This window comes from Enterobacter sp. MGH 16, assembly GCF_000493175.1.
Classification (GTDB): domain Bacteria; phylum Pseudomonadota; class Gammaproteobacteria; order Enterobacterales; family Enterobacteriaceae; genus Enterobacter; species Enterobacter roggenkampii.
In genome coordinates this window covers 953,226-971,305 of record NZ_KI535695.1, presented here as the reverse complement: position 1 = coordinate 971,305, position 18,080 = coordinate 953,226, and the positions used below count along the sequence as shown (strand labels likewise).

At 45.7% G+C, this 18,080-nt stretch carries 21 protein-coding genes and 1 pseudogene; 6 read left to right on the top strand and 16 right to left on the bottom strand.

What is annotated here, in order from left to right:
* Window positions 1–469: 469 nt before the first annotated feature.
* Entirely contained in the window at window positions 470–829 is a 360-nt protein-coding gene (locus L362_RS18045) for a cell envelope integrity TolA C-terminal domain-containing protein (protein WP_023292743.1), read from the bottom strand.
* A 172-nt stretch (window positions 830–1,001) separates the two neighbouring features.
* Here L362_RS18045 and L362_RS18050 point away from each other — a divergent pair, with 172 nt between their 5' ends.
* Entirely contained in the window at window positions 1,002–1,358 is a 357-nt protein-coding gene (locus L362_RS18050) for a hypothetical protein (protein WP_126287421.1), read from the top strand.
* 181 nt (window positions 1,359–1,539) lie between these two features.
* On the opposite strand, the gene L362_RS0122775 is transcribed toward L362_RS18050, so the two are convergent.
* The 7 genes and pseudogenes from L362_RS0122775 to L362_RS18075 all read right to left on the bottom strand — a co-directional run bounded on the left by L362_RS0122775 (window position 1,540) and on the right by L362_RS18075 (window position 6,100).
* Window positions 1,540–1,929 carry a DUF2570 domain-containing protein gene (locus L362_RS0122775; protein WP_032637667.1) on the bottom strand — a complete coding sequence of 130 codons (390 nt, stop codon included), beginning with the start codon at window positions 1,927–1,929 and terminating at the stop codon, window positions 1,540–1,542.
* Window positions 1,926–2,462: a lysozyme gene (locus tag L362_RS18055; protein WP_023292746.1), complete on the bottom strand. Its 537-nt coding sequence runs from the start codon at window positions 2,460–2,462 to the stop codon at window positions 1,926–1,928. The genes L362_RS0122775 and L362_RS18055 overlap by 4 nt, the downstream gene beginning before the upstream one ends.
* Window positions 2,462–2,677: a class II holin family protein gene (locus L362_RS18060; protein ID WP_023292747.1), complete on the bottom strand. Its 216-nt coding sequence runs from the start codon at window positions 2,675–2,677 to the stop codon at window positions 2,462–2,464. Before L362_RS18060 ends, L362_RS18055 begins: the two co-directional genes overlap by 1 nt.
* A 1,227-nt stretch (window positions 2,678–3,904) precedes the next feature.
* Window positions 3,905–4,510 carry a hypothetical protein gene (locus tag L362_RS18065; protein WP_023343843.1) on the bottom strand — a complete coding sequence of 202 codons (606 nt, stop codon included), beginning with the start codon at window positions 4,508–4,510 and terminating at the stop codon, window positions 3,905–3,907.
* 12 nt (window positions 4,511–4,522) lie between these two features.
* A pseudogene (locus tag L362_RS0122770) lies at window positions 4,523–5,541 on the bottom strand (DUF968 domain-containing protein).
* Window positions 5,541–5,909 carry a RusA family crossover junction endodeoxyribonuclease gene (locus tag L362_RS18070; RefSeq protein WP_023343840.1) on the bottom strand — a complete coding sequence of 123 codons (369 nt, stop codon included), beginning with the start codon at window positions 5,907–5,909 and terminating at the stop codon, window positions 5,541–5,543. Before L362_RS18070 ends, L362_RS0122770 begins: the two are co-directional and overlap by 1 nt.
* A complete protein-coding gene (locus L362_RS18075) occupies window positions 5,900–6,100 on the bottom strand; it encodes a hypothetical protein (RefSeq protein ID WP_023343839.1) in 201 nt (66 codons plus the stop codon). Before L362_RS18075 ends, L362_RS18070 begins: the two co-directional genes overlap by 10 nt.
* 345 nt (window positions 6,101–6,445) lie before the next feature.
* Between L362_RS18075 and L362_RS18080 the strand changes: the two genes are divergently transcribed.
* Window positions 6,446–7,357 (top strand): hypothetical protein, encoded by a 912-nt coding sequence (locus tag L362_RS18080; RefSeq protein ID WP_023343838.1) that lies wholly within the window; start codon window positions 6,446–6,448, stop codon window positions 7,355–7,357.
* A 331-nt stretch (window positions 7,358–7,688) separates the two neighbouring features.
* Here L362_RS18080 and L362_RS25060 read toward each other — a convergent pair whose 3' ends face one another.
* The 8 genes from L362_RS25060 to L362_RS23650 form a co-directional block, all read right to left on the bottom strand.
* Window positions 7,689–7,793: a DinI-like family protein gene (locus tag L362_RS25060; RefSeq protein WP_333110968.1), complete on the bottom strand. Its 105-nt coding sequence runs from the start codon at window positions 7,791–7,793 to the stop codon at window positions 7,689–7,691.
* 283 nt (window positions 7,794–8,076) lie between these two features.
* The gene (locus L362_RS18085) at window positions 8,077–10,305 is read right to left on the bottom strand and encodes a S8 family serine peptidase (protein ID WP_023343837.1); all 2,229 of its coding nucleotides are present in this window, start codon (window positions 10,303–10,305) and stop codon (window positions 8,077–8,079) included.
* 4 nt (window positions 10,306–10,309) lie between these two features.
* Entirely contained in the window at window positions 10,310–11,416 is a 1,107-nt protein-coding gene (locus L362_RS23655; protein ID WP_023343836.1) for an AAA family ATPase, read from the bottom strand.
* A gap of 147 nt (window positions 11,417–11,563) precedes the next feature.
* Complete coding sequence (locus L362_RS0122765) at window positions 11,564–12,007, bottom strand: PerC family transcriptional regulator (RefSeq protein WP_032637662.1); 444 nt, start codon at window positions 12,005–12,007, stop codon at window positions 11,564–11,566.
* Window positions 12,008–12,021: 14 nt separating this feature from the next.
* Complete coding sequence (locus tag L362_RS0122760) at window positions 12,022–12,567, bottom strand: replication protein P (protein WP_230469177.1); 546 nt, start codon at window positions 12,565–12,567, stop codon at window positions 12,022–12,024.
* On the bottom strand, window positions 12,479–13,537 hold the full coding sequence (locus L362_RS24855) for a DnaT-like ssDNA-binding domain-containing protein (protein WP_023343835.1): 1,059 nt from the start codon (window positions 13,535–13,537) through the stop codon (window positions 12,479–12,481). The genes L362_RS0122760 and L362_RS24855 overlap by 89 nt, the downstream gene beginning before the upstream one ends.
* Window positions 13,538–13,573: 36 nt before the next feature.
* Window positions 13,574–14,128, bottom strand: coding sequence for a toxin YdaT family protein (locus tag L362_RS18095; RefSeq protein ID WP_023343834.1), 555 nt, complete (start codon window positions 14,126–14,128; stop codon window positions 13,574–13,576).
* A gap of 3 nt (window positions 14,129–14,131) precedes the next feature.
* On the bottom strand, window positions 14,132–14,347 hold the full coding sequence (locus L362_RS23650) for a helix-turn-helix transcriptional regulator (protein WP_071787673.1): 216 nt from the start codon (window positions 14,345–14,347) through the stop codon (window positions 14,132–14,134).
* A gap of 106 nt (window positions 14,348–14,453) precedes the next feature.
* Between L362_RS23650 and L362_RS0122755 the strand changes: the two genes are divergently transcribed.
* The 4 genes from L362_RS0122755 to L362_RS18105 all read left to right on the top strand — a co-directional run bounded on the left by L362_RS0122755 (window position 14,454) and on the right by L362_RS18105 (window position 18,063).
* A complete protein-coding gene (locus L362_RS0122755) occupies window positions 14,454–14,834 on the top strand; it encodes a helix-turn-helix domain-containing protein (protein WP_032637657.1) in 381 nt (126 codons plus the stop codon).
* Window positions 14,835–15,104: 270 nt separating this feature from the next.
* Window positions 15,105–15,227, top strand: coding sequence for a hypothetical protein (locus L362_RS25015; RefSeq protein ID WP_010433050.1), 123 nt, complete (start codon window positions 15,105–15,107; stop codon window positions 15,225–15,227).
* Window positions 15,224–15,406 (top strand): DUF1482 family protein, encoded by a 183-nt coding sequence (locus tag L362_RS18100; protein ID WP_023343833.1) that lies wholly within the window; start codon window positions 15,224–15,226, stop codon window positions 15,404–15,406. Before L362_RS25015 ends, L362_RS18100 begins: the two co-directional genes overlap by 4 nt.
* A 176-nt stretch (window positions 15,407–15,582) precedes the next feature.
* Entirely contained in the window at window positions 15,583–18,063 is a 2,481-nt protein-coding gene (locus L362_RS18105; RefSeq protein ID WP_023343832.1) for a 3'-5' exonuclease, read from the top strand.
* Window positions 18,064–18,080: the final 17 nt, after the last annotated feature.

The window sequence follows — 18,080 nt, the reverse complement described above, 5'->3', positions numbered from 1 at the left end:
GAAAAGCCGCCGAAAGTTAACGGTTTGCCCAGGCTCACAGCTGCAAGACTTTCTTTGATATGCGCGTGCGATGCGCATTAAAAATGCCACCAGCGGATGCCAGTGGCCAATGAGGATAAAGTTATGCTTCGAGTTTTTGGATTGGCTGGATTGAGGTAACAACACACTGGCGACGGCTGACGTTGTTTGCTTCAGCAATACCCATCTCAGTTAACAAAACCTGAGAGTCTATATCCTGCCCCTCTTCTAATCGAAGGAAGACATTCCCCTTCTTTACTAAAATCCAATCAGCGGAGTAAATCTCCCACACTAGAAAATACAACATAAGCATCCTTATCATACAGTTATAAAAACTGTATGATAAGGCAGCGTATACTCTTCTGAAAGCATTATCACAGGCACTCCGAGAATGTCTGCTGTATTGCGATGGCGAAGGCAATACAAAAGTTATAGTGGTTCTGAGACGCGTCTATGGTTTGAAATCCAACGGAAACTCCTCACCGATAAGCTCCGGCGTAAGGGGTAATAAACCATCATCACTGGCGGTCTGTATAGCTTTAACTGCCGCTTTACACAATTCCGGGTTCCCTTCTACTACATGCATATTGGTGATTTTATTTGTTCCTTTCGGCTGATGAACACGGATAGTGCATGTATCTCCGACATATCTACTGGCATATGGAAATCTACTTTCAACTGCCTCTTTAAATTTTACAGCCCATTGATTGATTATGGGGAACTCCTGTCTCTGCTTTGGTGTTAATGTTTGTTGTTTTGGCCCCTGACATCCCACCAGGAATAATACGAGGAAACATAAAAACTTACTCATTCTGCGCTCCTTACTAAATGTTTCCGAAGTTATAACATATATACAAACGAAGAATGAACGAGCTATTCTTACTTTGTATTGCAGGCATCTACACAGGGCCTGATGTAATGCTTAACAGTCGGCAACTAGACGCTCTACAGCACGACATGCCCACCAGCAGGCGAGCTTTGTAATGGCTGCCACTATCCGAAGTAGCTCCTACAGAGAAATCATTCCTGTCAAGGAATCACATCTTTACCAAGGAGGATTAATGGTTGATGTAATGCATTACGTTGTTATCAAGAAGCATGCGATTGACCACGCACATTTAGTCGTTTATCTCTTCGAGAGCGACGGAGGCAGGTATTTTTCTGCGGCACGCGCACCAGAGGATGTTGCGTTTGAGATCGGCGATATCCTCAAACATGATGTTGCGAATATCTGGGTTCGTAGCGATGGGACAAAACTAAAATTTGAGGGTAATATTTCTTGCTCTACCCTCCAAGAGGCTGAGGCCCGATTTACACAACTAATTGCCGAAATTGGATGAGAAATCTAAGGCACTCAGTGAAGAACTACTGAAGTGCCTTTATTGGCTGGATCTTGCTTTCTCAGCCTGCCTTATGTCGGCCTTGTCGCGGTTACACTGCCCAAGCGCAGAAAGCAGGCTGACATTCAGGTCCAGACTTTGCCCCCATGACATCGGATCCAGGATAGCCGGGTAAGGCGTCTCAGCCGTGAGGTTTGCCGGAAGCGGCACCACCGGCACCTTGATGTAAACCGTCCGCGTATTGCTGCAGCCGCTTAACTGCGCCATCAGGAACAGGGCGGCGAGCACAATCATCGTTCGCAACAGCAACCTTGATATCTGCCGATGCTCCCGATGCGTCCAGTGCGATCTGCTCTTTTGCATGCTGGTTGACCTCGGAGATGGTGTTGAAAATGGTCATGTTGGTCAGGACGTTAGAGGTCACTGACTCAGCGGCGTTAATCTGCTGCTCTGCGGTTTCTGCGCGCGTCTGCTGCTGACTGGCAGCGTTGTGGTAGTGCATTGCCAGCCAGCCAAGGCAGACAATCAGGCACACCAACACCGCGGAGATAATGGCGGTAAGGCGGTTCACTGATCTATCCCCCAGCATGCCAGTGCGCTTTCCTGGACGCGCCGCTCGACCTGACCGTAACAGCCGTTCTTTTGGCCTTTGGTTAGTCGGCAATCACGGCCACCGTCTTTAATCCACCAGCGGATTGCTTCGCATGCCCCTTTACGGTCACCAGCGTTGATGCGATGGTAGAATGTCGATGGATAGCATTTCCCGGGACCAATGTTGTACGGGCAGAAGGACGCAATGCCTACCTTTTGTGGCTCTGTCAGAGGCACTTTGATATTGCGATCAACCCAGGCTAATGCCTTATCGCGTTCAATAGCGTTAACCTTGCGACATTGTTCTTCAGTGGCCGTCATGCCTTTAACAACACGCCTGCCATCGATGACGGTCACGCCGTGACATAAAGACCAGACCCCACCCGGATCAACAACGGCCACCAGCGCATTGCCTTCTTTCTCGCTGATGAACTGGTCAAAAATGAGTGGAGCAGATGCACCTGATGCGATTAGTGCCAGCACTGCTGCGCTGAGTTTTGATTTATTAGACATCATTCACCTCGCGCAGCTCTTCGACGGTCTGCTTTGATTTGGAAATAGAGGTTGGTGAGAAAGGTGAGCAAGCCGAACAGTAAACTACCGATCACACCTATAGCCGCCCACTGCTCTGGGGAGTAACCGTCAAGAAGTCTTCTAAACCAGTAAATGGCACTACCTCCCGATGCGCCGTAGGAAATGCCAGTAGTTATTTTGTCCATTCGATACATGCTCTCACCTCGCTCTATGCGGGTGCTGTCGTGAGAATAAAAAAAGCCCGCTTTTGAAGGCGGGCTAATGAGTTGACTATTTGTAAGGTAGGTGTGAGTAAGGCCTATGCTCAGGAGTGAAGCTGTATCGGCTGATTCACTATCGGTCCAGGAGAACCACAGGGCATTCAGTTACTTCCCACAATTCAAAGAGTAGCAGCAGTTTGCAAAACCATAAAAAAAGGCCTGCTTTTTATGGCAGGCTCTCAAGGAATTTGAAGCTTGTATTATTGTTGTCATGGTGCCGGGTGCCTCCCGGTGACTCTACCCCAGTCAGCAAAGCCGCGCGCATACCTGCAGATAGCAGTCGACTGGAACGCCCTTTCGCTTAGAAAGGATTCACCACAGAAATAAATTACGCTGTACTTATTCCTTCGGTCAATGAGATTAGACATCGCTTCCTGATGGAGGTCTTACAAATGAAAAAACCTCGCCGAAGCTAGGCTATTTGAATTTGAGGCACCTCATCCAACAAACCACCCCGGTTAGTTGGATATTGACGAGATGCTTTTGGATGAGCGCTGAACCCAAGGGTCAGTATTTTCACACAGCAATTTTGCGAAAAGCAGCGCTCACGCAAAAACATCTATAGGAGATGAAGGAAATTGGCATCGATAATGAAATCCGAGATAACATCAATGTAAATAACAACTCCAGCTATAAGGCTGGCAATCAGTATCAGGGCAATCATCCAGACGCCCATAGGTCACCTCTTCTGTGGTATTCCCAATACAATCCTTATTCATCACTACATAGAGATGAAAGTACATTGCACAGCTAACCACAAAACAGATTACCAACGCCAGCGTTTTGAGTATCTTTAACAATACATTCTCCCTGTTCATTTATTGTACGCAGTTTAATTCAAACTGGATCAACAAACTGTCAACACAAGAGATGAACCATAGCTTGCAATACCGGGCCATTAAAATTTTTCTACTTCGAATATATCTGGTTAGTTCGGCGATACGACAGGGGTACTGGTGCAATGCACCTTCGCGAATACCCCTGTCGTATCGCCGTAAAGCAAAAGCCCCGACCGGCGGGGCTTTCGTTATATTCAAATTGTCGCTTAAGTTCGCTGCCATCGCGGCGCAGCTCTGCCAAGCATGAATGAATTATCTAACTTCCTGGCTCGTTTTCAATATATAAATAGAATTAGAGCACGAAAAGTTAAAACCCAATCATTCAGCTCTGCTCAGCCAGGAGTTTCCGCGTAGATAAAAAGACCTTCGCCCTGAATATCTCCAGGCACCAGCGAACTCGTTTTCTGGCCTCCCAATCCGTTAGCCACGGTGCAATAGACTGTAACTCCCGTGTAATGTCTGAGATTTTTTTGCGTGTGGTGTAATACTGCAGACCGACGATATAAACCGGGTCATTTACATCAAGCGCCTGAAGCACTGACTGCTCGACAAAATCAACGTCATCATCGCGCATAGCTTCATCAATGATACTGGTGGCGGGCTGTGGCCACAAAATGGCGTGAGCACGATTTAAGGCCTGCGGCCCTCTGAATCCTTCTGCTCGAGCTTGTTCCAGTGCAGCTGTAAAGCGAGACAATGCCTTATCCGACCATCGCCCGCCCTTAAGAACATCCCAGCATGCATGAGCGCGAGGCAATCGTGGGGCTGTTCCACCGCTTACCCCCTCGCCCCATGTTGTCAGCAATGATTTAATCCATGCCGACTGAATACCTGTAAGAAGCATGCTTTTACCCAACCAGCTTTTACGCGGCGCACTCGCTGCTTTACCCAGCGCTTCAATATGATTACGGCGTTGACGTGGTGTCATCCTGTTCGCTCCTTACGCCAGAACGCCGAGCGCGTAGGCCCGGTCCAGCACTCTAATGATCATTTCCAGCTGCGAGCCATATTTGCGCTCGAATGCCAGTCGGTCGTTATGCAGTTCGGTGTGATGCTTTCGGCAAAGTGGTATGGAGAAGATGTCATGCGCTTTTGTCGCCATGCCACCCTGCCCCCATCCGATTAAGTGATGCGGGTCGTCTGATTGCTGCTGGCAGCATTCGCAGGGCTGTTTTTTCACCCAATTCAGATACTCGCGACTTTCCCAGCGCAGACGCTTTGGGCGCCGCATGAAAGACTGAGGCGGCGCTTGATCCACCACCACACCCACCAGCAGTTTTGTCATAGAATCAGGCAGGTGACGGCTGACACTAATTTCTCAAGAATGCTGGTGGCCGGTACTGCAGGCGTAATATCGCTTTCGCGACCAATCCTGCTTTCTTCAGGTAAACGAAGTGCTTCCCGGGCGCAACATTCCGGTAAGGCATCCGTTACAGTCTTACGAACAGCCCACCAGCTGAGTTCAGGGAGGGAAATCTCGCGGCTTTTGTCGATACCTAAAGAAATACGAACAGAATCCAGAACAAAGGCAATTACGTTTCTGCATGCCATCTCTGCCAGTGCTTCGGTACGCTGCTCTCGCAAGTGGTTATCACAATAGCCACAAAGCAGGATGGAGCCAGGCTCATGGTGCATAATGGTTAGTTCGTGATAGTGGTATTCACTGTGAGCGAACTGGCAATTTCCGGCGCCGTGCTTTAGCAACCAGTAATCAAGCCCACTTATACCACCAGCTGCAGTCAGGACCTTTTCATTCAGAAAGAAGCTTCGCAGCTGCTCGTTTTCAGCCAGTGGCTGCCGCGCGTCCGAAACGCGACCAGTTTGATATCCAGCCATACTTTCTGGCTGGCGCTCGATTAATACTCTACCTGCGGTGAACAACTCCATCAGCTCTCTTCCTGGCTTCAAAAGTACGACACCCAGCTCCCGTGCAATCACAGGTTGAAGAAGCGCACGCATCACTCGCTCTCCCTGATAATGATCTGCCCGTTCTCGCCCCAGAGCTTTGTTATCCTTGAATCCCATATATGCGTGTCGTCTTCGAAGAGCGCATCCATCAAAGACTTCATCAGGTTATCAAGATCGGGTTTACCCTGATGGGGCTGCCCGTTCATCTCTGCGCGCTTCTTTTTGCTCCAGCTATTAGGCATCGGAAGAACGAAGGTAACGTGTGAATTTGACTCTGGCATGTAAATGCCCAGCAGCCGGACGTGATCGCAAAAGGCCCGGTAACGCATAACTTCAGGGCGCTTTTTCCATTTGTCTGCACGCGTCATGCGTGGCTTACCCATCGGGAGGATGTTGTAGACTGTCACGATCACCCCCATGCCCGGGAACGCATACTTTGCGCTGTCTTAGCTGAGGATTTTTGCTGAGGTAGTAATGCGCTGACTATCCAAAGACGAGGGTCAATATCGAGGCTTTTCTCGACGGGGACGCCTTTAGACTGGTAGCGAGCCACCAGTTCATTGGCTTCTTCGGTTGTCAGCCCGGTGTGAGTGAACCAGCTTTTCTTCATGCCGCCTCCTGCAGGAGTGACATCAAAAGAAAATTGCTGGCCCTTTGAAGGGTCAGTAAGGATTTATTCTGGTTTGGTATTTGCGCCATGGTATCTCTCCAGGGGCGCAGCAGGTATAGGCTGTTCAGACCTATCGATTCATAATATCATAGTTGGATAGACTCGGACTACGGAGTAAATGACATTTATAGTCACTACAATCTCCCAAGATGGACTGGATATCATATCTCGACTTAAGATGTAAACCTATAATGTGATATGTAATACCTATTATTTCACCAATCATGCATTAAAGAAAGTTGTTAAAATTAACTATAACCATCTAATTTAATAAGGATTATTGCTGTGTTGGATTTCATAAAAGATATCTTTAGTGCTTTTAGACAAACCTCATTGGAGCGCATCAAGAGCCCTTTTCTTGGCGCATTTGCTTTTTCCTGGATTGCATTTAACTGGCAAGCAATCCTGATATTGATATTTAGTGACAGGCCTATTGAAAAAAGGTTGGTTAGTATAAACGAAAGTTATGATATAGGTTCTTTTTTGCTAGGACCGATTTGCACATCGATACTAATATCTTTTTTACTACCTCAAATAAATAAATTAGTCACAAGAATTCAAGACAAACCAAATTCAGACACTATTGAATTGACCTTGTCATCTAAAATAAAGATCGCACAACTACAGCAATCAATAGCTGAACTTGAAGCAAAGAAAAAACTTGCCGATAAAAGAGAAGAAAAAAATATAGACGCAAACATCGATGCTATCAAAGAGGAAAACGTTAAACTTTCAGACAAAGCTATTTCGTATGAAATGGAAATTCTCGAACTAAAATCATCTTTAAGTGAAAGTAAAATTGAAGAAAATAAATACAAGGCCCAAATGGATGCAGCAATAGAATCACGTGAAAAGACTGAGTCCACTCTTAAAAAAACAATCGATGCGAACTCAAGTTTAAATATCACAGTGCGAGAACTATCAGAAAAAATTAAAATCACCGAGGACTCCGTAACCTCCCTAAATAAAGATATTCATTGGGAAAGAAATGACAAAAAGAGGCTTGAAGCAATTGTCGCAACTTACCAAAATGAAATTTACGAGCTAAACACAAAATTCCCAAGCATATTCGCAAATAAAAACACTAATGGTGTTCTTAAAATAGAATTAACAGAACAGGCTAAGAGATCCCTTCCGAAATTCAATCAGCAATTGAATTTAGAAGTTATCGGCGACATTTTCAATAAGAATAATTAAGATATGTTCTAATGCGCCAGAAATCATTCTGGCGCCCTAATACTGGTATTAAATCTTATATATTTCAGATTTGAATTGAGCGATAGCCAGCCTTTTCAAGCATCTGTGTAAAGAGTGTTGGTGTGCCTACAATCTCATCTCGCTTTAGTGGTGTAAACGATACTTCATCGCCACGCCTGTACATAAGCGCCCGTTCGCATTCGGGAAAAGAGTGCAACCGTGCAACGATAACACCATCGTGACACCTGATTACTGCATATCCCTTCTGTGGTAACTCTTCTTTATGTATCACCACCCCCCCCTCCACACTGGAAATTCGTTGCATGCCAAATTAATAAAACCAGTTATCTGCGCTTTCCCATGTCTGCTGGAGGTACTCTTCAACCCTCTTCTTGCTTCTTTTCCACCACCGTAAACAGTAGGCCCATCGGGGTATGTACAGCGTCTAACCAGACTGCACTCATTAAGATGATTCTGGAGCCGTTTTATAGGAGTGTTTCCCAGTGACGCGGTCTCCGCATCAGGAAGTTCTTGAGTATGATCAATGGTTAATTCAACTTTCATAGACGCCTCCGTTGTCTTAACTGTATTTTTATACAGTACACCGATACATAGGCATGATCAACGGTTTAACAGCACGAAATGTTAATTGGTTAGGAGTTAAAGCAAGAAAAAACCCGCCGAAGCGGGTATAAGTAATCGGTATTGGAAGATCCTTATCAAAGATCACTATCCAGCGTAATATCCTGTTCAATTACTGCTGCTTCAACCTTGTTACCCAATTGCTGTTTCATTGAGTCGTAAATTGATGGGTTGTCAGCAGGACTTTTGAATGTTAAGACAAATGCTACATCTTGTTCATCTAATTCATGATGACTTGTATAATTAAATTGGAAAAGATCCCTAGTAAAAATACGCGCATATAGTCTTACTTTAGTATTATCAACAGAGACGCCTTTAAAACATTTTCCATGATGCCTAATCGGGCTCCATTTAGCTAATTCACTTCTTGAATCAATTTCCTTTTCAGTTGATTCTTTCATAGTACCAAGAAGATTTTTAGCCTTGCCCCCGTTATTAACATGTTGTAGTGCACATTGTAATCTTGTTGAAAAATAATTATCTCCTGCTAATTCAGCCACTACTGGCTTTAATATAGCGGTGAGAATAATAGTCCCTTTTATTTTTCCATCAACAATCATCTCAGGTGGAATTGGGATATCATTCCAATAATAGGCACTTCCAGCTTTGAGCTTCGAATTCCATGCTAAAGTAACTGACCCGTCTTCGCACATCCATGGCATAGAACTTCCTTTGCGCCAAGGAGATCCCCAACCAAGCGCAAGGTCATGTTCAATACCTTCAGCTTTATTTATTAACAATGCCTTAACTAAATCAGGGGTCGGCTCTTTTAAATTTTTAAATGTGTGAGCGGCAATACTTGATATTAATGGCGCACTAAAACTTGTGCCAGTCTTAATGTCCCCGCCTAACATTCTCAATTTTGAAAACCAAGAGAGCTCAGGTTTTTTCATTCCACCAGGTGCAGGCCCACGCAAACTTTTTGGACAATGTGAAGAAACCTCTCCGAAAATAGATGCTCTACGACCAGATACTGTCAAGGCTGCTTCACAATCGGCCGGAGGGCATAATGTAGTTGGATTAGCAGCATTAGCATTACCAATTGAAATTACAGGCAATATATTAAAGTCTCGGGCCAGCAGGCTTATTTCATGTCCCAACCTGCTTATTTCCTCAAAATTATCAGATGGAGAAGCCTCATTAAAAGATAGATTCCAAACAGAAGAAACACCTTTCGTTTTCTCAGCTACCGCTCTTAAATAATTAATGAACTGTTCAGTTGTTGGTTGTGAATCTATATCTTTTTTACTAATTGCTTGTACGCTAACAAATTTACACTCTAACTGAGGCAGATGTAACTTATTATTCCAAGCTCCCCCTTGGCAGACTAGCGAAGTGACACGGTTACCATGCTTCATATCTGCATCGTAACTATCAATAAGGGGCTTTATATTAATGACATTCAGTGGCAAATATGATTTTGATGAACAACCACCATCAACTATCACAACAACAGGAGCGGTTTCTTTATTAATCATTTTTGGTGAAGGTTCTTCTCCTTCGCCAGGAGGCAACGATCTTGTTATTACTTTCTTGACCGGCTCGATTCTATAAATAGCTCCTGAGCTTATGAGTTGATTAAAATCCTTTTTATTTTTTACAACCGCTGTAAATGTTAAATGTCCATGTGATAAATATTGTTTTAATTTTCTTTTAAATGAACGAACTCCAGTTGTTTTTTTACTTTCTTCAAAAATATTATCATATATTGATTTCCCGAATGTAATAACATCCTCATCAACTAGATCTTCTAACTCTTCAGCAACCGAAAACCTAGCATCTGGATCATGAAATGGAAGAAGCCAAATATTAAACTGACTATCCTCATCTTTGAAATCGAACTCGGATAAACTTTTCCCTCTTAAAACTGCATTCCTATCGAATGCTTTTATACTTTCAAGCCTAGAAACATCTACTTTAACTCTATCGTTACTAGCGTTTTTTATTTTTTTGATGATCTCGGGTATTTTATCCTTGCTTGTTTCGACTAAAAACCCATTATAAGCAGGAGAAATTAATCTAGTAAAAGGATTTGTCTCAAATAAATCTGTAGGAGTCCATGAAGGTGCTAATGAGTCATCAAACATCTTGATTAGCAGATGGATTTTACCAGCATGAGCTACAATAGCTTTATTTTCTCGTATACTATTGAGGCTTTCGCTTAAAGCCTCTTTTTGAAAATCTAGTCTAGCCCACTGAATACCGTCAGCATTCTTACCTCCACCATTTATCGCTTTTGGAGTAGGATCCTCCAAATATGATAATAGAGGATTCAATACTTTCTTACTGTTATTACCATCTGCCATAGCATCACTCCTTTAAATGGCTTGAAACTGTTTGCCTACTCAAACCTAATAGGCTTGCAATTTCTGTCTGCGTGAAAGATTTTGCATCATACAAAAGATTTATTAATCTTTTTTTCGTATGTAAGTCAGGATCCTTAGAGTTAGGCATCACTGAATTGTTATATTCACTATCAATAATTGATAATAATACGGAAGGAATATTTAACGTCGTATTTGATAATATTGACTGCCTTCTGGCAGAAATAGCTATGCTTTCAATATCAGCACCACTAAGCCCCTTTGAAACAATAGCCAACGCTTTTAATTCCTTATCAGAACCTTTATCCCTAAATAAAAAATGACTCCATAAAAATTCTCGCAAATCCTGAGAAGGTAATTCGAGACGCATCTTAAATGGGAAACGTCTCCAAATAGCAGGATCAAGTAATTCAGCATGGTTAGTTGCTGCTATTACTATTGAACTATCATCAAGCGAATCTAGACCTTGAATCAAAGTATTAACTACTCTTTTAAGTTCCCCTATTTCATGGCGGTCATCTCTAACTTTTGCAACTGCATCAACTTCATCAAGAAATAGAACCCCATTCTTTGAGGGAACAAAATCAAATATTTGTCTTAAATTCTTCGCCGTATCACCCAGAAGAGAAGAAATGACAGAGTCTAATCTCACAACATAAAGTGGTCTATTGAGCTGTGATGCTATATGTCCTGCAATCAAAGTTTTGCCTGTTCCAGGTGGCCCAGATAACAATAACCCTAGTTTTCCCACTAAACCATTCGCGATGAGCTTGTCTTGTTGTTTAACACTTTCAACAAAAGTATTAAACGTTTCCCGTTCACTTTCCTCTAAGAAAAGTGGAGTGACGGGCCACTGGTGTTCTTCTACCAACGGCATTCTTGACTTTGGATCAACGGGTAAGCTATCGCTATAACCAGAACTACGTAACGGCACTCCCTTACGTCGCAAAACGGATTTTATTTTTTTTGCACCATCCAAATTATCGGTACTTATAGCTTTGGCAATTCGATTGCTCACACTACGTACTTCAGAATAGTTTGCATCTAAAGACGCTTCTATAAGAGCAACAATATCGTCAACTAACACTTTCATACCTTTTCCGGATTAAATGATGACCTCACTAAGAGCCATCCCTTTCGAATACATGTAAATCATAGTTCATTTTATGTAAACATAAAACTGAAATATGTTAACTGTGAGCTACTTTTTGCTCACCAAAAGATGACCTTGTCTCTCTAACTATGATTTCAAACTCAGCAGAGGTTCCTCCCTTGTCGCTTGGCGCAGGCAGTCTTTACGACGCTTGGCGATACGGGCGACCTCAACAGCACTACCAGCTATGCCAAACATTTCTGAATACACCGCAGCAGCTCTTCGCCATAGCCCCTTATCCTCAAGTGCCTTCGCTTTCTGCTCAGCAGCCTGCATCCTTACTGGATCAGTTTTTTCCACCATGCACGGGATGATAACGTCTGGAATATCCGTGTGTGGTACCGCCCTGTATGTGTACTGAACGCTATCACGTGATCGAATGATCACTCCTTCGTCACTGAGCTCACGCAGCAACCTGCCGGCTGTGCCGCCAGCCAAGTCCAGAGCTTCGGAAACATCGCCAACGGTGCAGTTCGGTTGATAGCGCTCAAATACCGCCACCTTCTCTTTTTGTGTTAATGCTTTGGTCATTGGTCAATACTCGATTAGTTCGTTAAACCTGCCGCTTTGCGGCGTTGATATTCTTCCATCAGCAGCTGTGCCGGAGTTGGTCCTGCCGGATGCTGCGGTGCAGCTAGCTGTCGACGGATTGGTGGAACTGAAAGCCCGTTGCTTACGTGCTTCGTCCATTTGGTTAATAACTTCTCTGCCAGTTTTTTAAGTTCCCCCTCGGTCATCTGACGTTCAACACCAGTTCTGCGCATTTCGATGCAGATGTGATACAGCACCGGCTGCGGCCACGGATATTTGTCACTACCCGAAAAACGATACGACTCGTTTCGCCAGCGTCGGTATTCAGTCATCACTCGGTCAGATGTCAGTCCGAACGGATTAGCCCCGCTTTCGGAAACCAGCGACACAAATTCAGCGAGATCCGGAGGCCAGGTATTCCCAACTGCGCAACGTTCCATACATTGCTGACAGACCAGTTTGATCTGTGCCTCAGTCATCGAACCTATCTGAGCTATCCAAAGGGCCGTGGGTTCTGCCCCATTCTTCTGCGTCCAGCGGTTCGAGAAGATTTCCCCCATCACCTGCCATAACCGCCACGCTGTCTCCGTCGCCATCAAGTCCGTTCCGGCGTCGCCACTCTGCGTGTGCTGACTGTATTTGCTGGACAGCTCGGGATGCTGCTGGCTGTGGTCGAACTGATGCATTCTCGGTACCTCCCGTTTGTGGTGCTTTCAGAACCTTTGCGCGATCCAGGTGGCGAGCGAACTTCTGCTCCCACTGAATTTGATGAAACACTTTCCCTTCGGCTTGCCAGTAAGCGATGAAACTGCTCAGCTCGGCTTCGATATTTATGCCTGCCTTGAGCGGCATGCCCCACAGGTTTGCCTGTCGTGCAAAGTCGGCTGTTGGCTTCCAGTCTTCAAACATCCGGAATTTGCCGAATGGCTGCTGTTGCCCAATTCCGATACCTGGCTGATCCGGATAATCAGGAATAACAGGTTCGACCAGTTCTGTATGTGTGGGGTTTAGATCTTTATGGTTCCTTGGTAGATTCCGTGTCCCGTTTTTGGGACTGTTTAAAGGGAAAAACGGTACTCTTTGGTTAAAATCTGACCTGTTAACAATCCCGTTTTTGGTACCCTTATTACCTGAAACAGTCCCGTTAATGGCACTGTTTGTATTAACAGTTCCGTTTTCGGTACGGTTCAAATCAACCGTACCGTTTTTGGGATCCTTTAAAGAGTTCCGGTTTTGGGTCTGTTCGGCATCGGGGATGCTTTCCTCAACACCGACCAGCTTGTACACAGGAATTTGCTTGGTCCTGCCGCGCCGTTCACCTGTGTCGACAACCAGGCCGATTTCCTGCAGATGCTGCAAGCCTGCAAGCACCGTCTTTCTGTCCATCTCAGTAGCCTCTGCAAGCGCAGCGACGGATGGGTAAGCGCACAAGTCAGCGCCGCACATATCAGCCAGCCAGGTCAGGATCGCCTTACTGGAGGATTTTCCGGTCTTAACTTTCTTGGCCCACCGCATTGCATCAATGCTCATGAAGCCTCCGGGTTGAATTCATTGGTCAAAACTCGATTAAAAAAATTGCGGCGCTACGGCGCTGATACTCGCCAGTAGTGGTCCCGCCGCGTCAGCAGGTAACATGTTGAATAAAGCGATTGCCGCTTCGCGGATCTCCTTCTCAAGCTTTTGCAGCGGTGCGCCCAGCAACTTCGCCTGATGTGCCTCACTGCATTCTTTGATAGCGCTCGCCACCAGTTCGGCTTCCGTTCTGGCATTACTGAGGCCATGCTTTCTGGCGATCTCAATGGGCATAGCGGCGACGATTGCCCCCGACAGTTGCATGATGTAAGCGGTGTATTTTTCCGAACCACCTTCATTTTTCAGATACCGGAATAAATTCTGCTTGTTGACCGCGATACCGCGGCCCCCTTCCTTCGTCCACTGCTCTGCCACCAGCAGAGCGATTTTTTCCTGCGCCTGGCCGGGCAAAGTAGATTCCCACTCCCGCACTGCTTCAAATATTCGTCGGCAGCTAATTTGCCCCCTGCGTTTCATATGGAAATGATTTTCGGATTTCAAAGAAGCATTGGTCATGTTGATATGATGTTCATACGTTATGTATTGCATTCTTCACTCCTTAGGGGGGATTGGTGGAAATACACTATCGAGAGTGCATTGAGACCCGAGTTCATTAAATTTTTCTACAATACGTCGGCAATCATTCAGGTTTGGCTTGCGAGTCCCATTTTCATAATTAGAGATACGTGATTGACGCCACCCGAACATCAGAGCTAGCTGTTCCTGTGTTAAACCGAGAGATAGTCTCTCGCTCGCTATTTTGTTCATATTGGACCTCTTGGTTATCGATAGATCGGATTTAAACACGCTTCGTGTTTCAATGTCAACACGATTTGTTTTTGAGCAATAACACGCTTCGTGGTAAAACGATTTTATGAATACAAATGAACGTATTGCTGCGCGGCTAAAGCAGGCCAGAGAGCAAAAAGGCTTATCTCAAAAGACACTCGCAGAATTGTGTGGGTGGGCTCAATCACGTATAGGCAACTATGAATCTGCAAGCAGAGCTATTGGTATTGATGATGCTATAGCGCTGGCCAAAGCATTGAGGATCCCTCCGGCAGAACTTGTCTTTGGACCCGAATCTACTCAAGAGTGGCTTTCTCCTCAACATAGGAGACTGCTCGACTTGTTTGATCAGTTGCCAGAAGCCGAGCAAGAACGAATGATCGATTTGTTCCAAGTTCGTTTGAAAGAAATTGATGACTATGTTGAAAAGTATCTTCGAGGTCGCTTCAAATCTGCAGAAGATTAGATTGCCATAGAGTCTACTGAACCAGCCTGCAGGCTGGTTTTTTTGTGCCCATAAATTCCCTTCCCTGAAAATCCCACCCAGCAAAACACATCATGTGTTGACATTAAATCACATTATGAGTTTAACTATAAACACAGCAACGTCATCAAGGCAGGACGCCCACGAAGTAGCTGCCGGCGGCATACGAAACACCGGATGAGATGGCAAGACAATCGCGCAGCAGGTTTACCGTTCCGCCAGCCTGGCGTTAAAGGCACATAGGAGTTAACCATGATCGATTTCGCACGCAAAAAAGCTGGCTGCCAAGCCGTACGCTTAAATCTGTTTGAAGTGCTGGTTCGTAAACTTTGCTACTTACTGGCACAAAAAGGCAATCCAGAGCTAAAAGCATGAGCTCCTTCTTTGCCCTGATCGTTACCGTCTGCGCCCTCACCGGGGAATGCTCAGACATCATGCTCGGTGTATACCAAACCGAATCTGTCTGTGATGCAGCTGCCAAGGAGCAGCAAATTAAAGGAGAGTGTTATCCATATAAACCGGCTGAAGACCAACAGCCTGCTTTCAAATTTTAATTGAGTTATGACCAATGGCTGCTGCTAGCCCCTAAAAGCACAAAACCCGCGCAAGGCGGGTTAAGTACCCGGTCAGCCGACCAAAGCTTTCCGGAATCGAGTTTTGACCAATGACCACTACCCAAGGCGGCAATCACTAGCTGCGGGTATCTTACAACCAAAATTAAGGACCCGATATGGAATTCTTTCATTTAATCAAGGCTACGCAGAAATCCGGCAAAGAAGATGCCGTTATCTGGTTCACGGCTAAATCAGAAGCACGAGCCAATTTGCAGTTGGATGTAAAGCTGGAAGATGCTGGCATTGAAACCGGCCGGGGCAAGGATTATAGCAAGCCTGTCCGTACCGATTTCCCTGTTTACAACGACCTGCCGGAAGAAAGCACAGTAGATTACACCTGGTGCAAACGCTACGAACTGCAGGACGATGGACGCACCTGGCTGCCAAAGGCTGGTGCTGGATCAACTGAAGCCGTGGACAACACTGCCGCACCGGAACCGACCGTTAAAGTCGAAAGTACCGTCGAGAGTGTTCCTCTTGAAAACCGCACTCCAGCGGTCCGTTTTGCCGTCCACATGACCAGCGAAAAATACCAGTCACATATCACTAAAGAGCAGCAGCTGGCTGCCAGCGAAATGTCACTGGATGAAGGCAATACCTATCTTCAGAACCTGCTGCTGGCGAAGAACGACATCCCTGAAGTTGCCGAACTCAGCCTGAACGCTGAGTGGAAACTCGTTCAGGCGATTAAGCAGGTATTCGCGCCAGATGAAGCGCACGAAACTGAAGATATCGCTGCATTCATGGCTGACTGGGCTAAAGCAGATGTCAGCGATCGCAACAAATTAGTTGAAGACTGGCGCAGTGGCAAATTTACCCCTCTGAAATCTGAAAGCACCAGTGACACCGGCGTTATAGCAGGTCAGGGTCTTGAACATGATAACGGTATCCAGATTGACGAGAATGATGACGAAACCACACGTTATCCAGTCGTTCGCATGCCCTTCCGCAAGCAGCTACTCGCCCAGTTCACCTCCGACGAACTGCGCCACCACATTACACGCGATGAATACGAAGGGATCAGCGCGCTGGAGATGGACACTGACAATAGCTATGTCCAGAACCTGCTGCTGGCGGCAGAAAACTGCGAACAGGTTAAGGGTTACGACACCAAAGACCTGTGGCGCTATACCGACGCCATTCGCAAAGTGTTCAGCCAGGAAAAGCGTCACGAACTCGCTTTGGTTCTCCGATTCACCAGAATCTGGTCGGCGACTGATTACATTGACCGCGGCCTGCTGGTAAAAGAATGGGCCAAAGGCAATCGCGTTGCAGAAATACAGCGTACTGAAAGCGGTACGAATGCTGGCGGAGGCAACAAGACCGACAGAAACCCTGACCTTAAACATGATCTCGACACTCTCGATTTAGAGATTGCGCTGGCCACGTTACCAATGGATTTCAACATTTACGATATCCCTGGTGGTGTTTTCCGTCGGGCTAAAGAGATTGTTAGTAAGAAAGAAAGTCCGTTCAAGGAATGGTCTAAAGCCCTTCGTGCAACCCCGGGAGTTTTGGATTACTCGCGTGCGGCTATCTTTGCACTTATCCGTAGCGCTCACCCAGAACATTATCTGTATCCGGCACATCTCAGCGGATTCATTAACGCGAACCTGACTGAAAGCGATCATTCTGCACCATCAGACGAAACTCTTGTTGCGGCACGCCATAACCCGGAGGTGAGCTGGACAAACGAGATAGTGACTGATTCTGCTTTTGAAACTGGCGGCCAGAATGAAGGTGCGCAAGTCGACGGCGGCACGCTGCCGGTTCTCGAAAAAGTTGGTAATGGTCTTTTTTCTATTGAAGGGCTGGCCACCAGCAACGCTGTAAATGTCCAACAAAATACCGCGGCGGAGTACGTTGATAATGTGCAGATGGAAGAAACTGGCAATGATGAAACCCCGGACGATGCTGCGTTATCAGAAGGCACGGAAGAAACTATCTCAGGCGCAAGCACTACTGAGACTTATAGCAGCACAACTGCCATAAATAATGATTCCGGTCATCATAATTATACCGACCCTGAAATGCTCTATACACACCTTATGATCGACATTGAAGCTTTTGGTAAAAAAGCTGATTCACCAGTCGTATCTATCGGGGCCGTGTTCTTTGATCCATCTACAGGTAATACCGGATCGGAATTTTACAAAGTTATTAGCCTGGAATCAGCCATGGCCAGCGGCGGAGTTCCGGATGCATCTACCATTATCTTCTGGCTAAAAGCTTCGCCCGAAGCGCGCTCTGAGTTGGTAATGGATGACGCTATTCCGCTCGATGATGCATTACTGCAGCTAAATGAGTTTATAGGCGAGAATGCGGTTAACGGCCCTGATTCTGTTCAGGTCTGGGGTAATGGTGCCACTTATGACAATGTCCTGCTTGAGGCATCTTATGACCGTACGGGGATCCCCTGCCCATGGAAATTCTGGAATAACCGGGATGTAAGAACCATTGTCGAGTTGGGTAAAGCCGTTGGCTGCAAGCCTCGCTATGAGATCCCATTTGAGGGAGAACCTCACAAGGCTATTTCGGATGCTCTTCATCAGGTCAAATACGTGTCAGCAATCTGGCAGCGTCTGACTGAACACTGATTTTTTAATATCAGAAA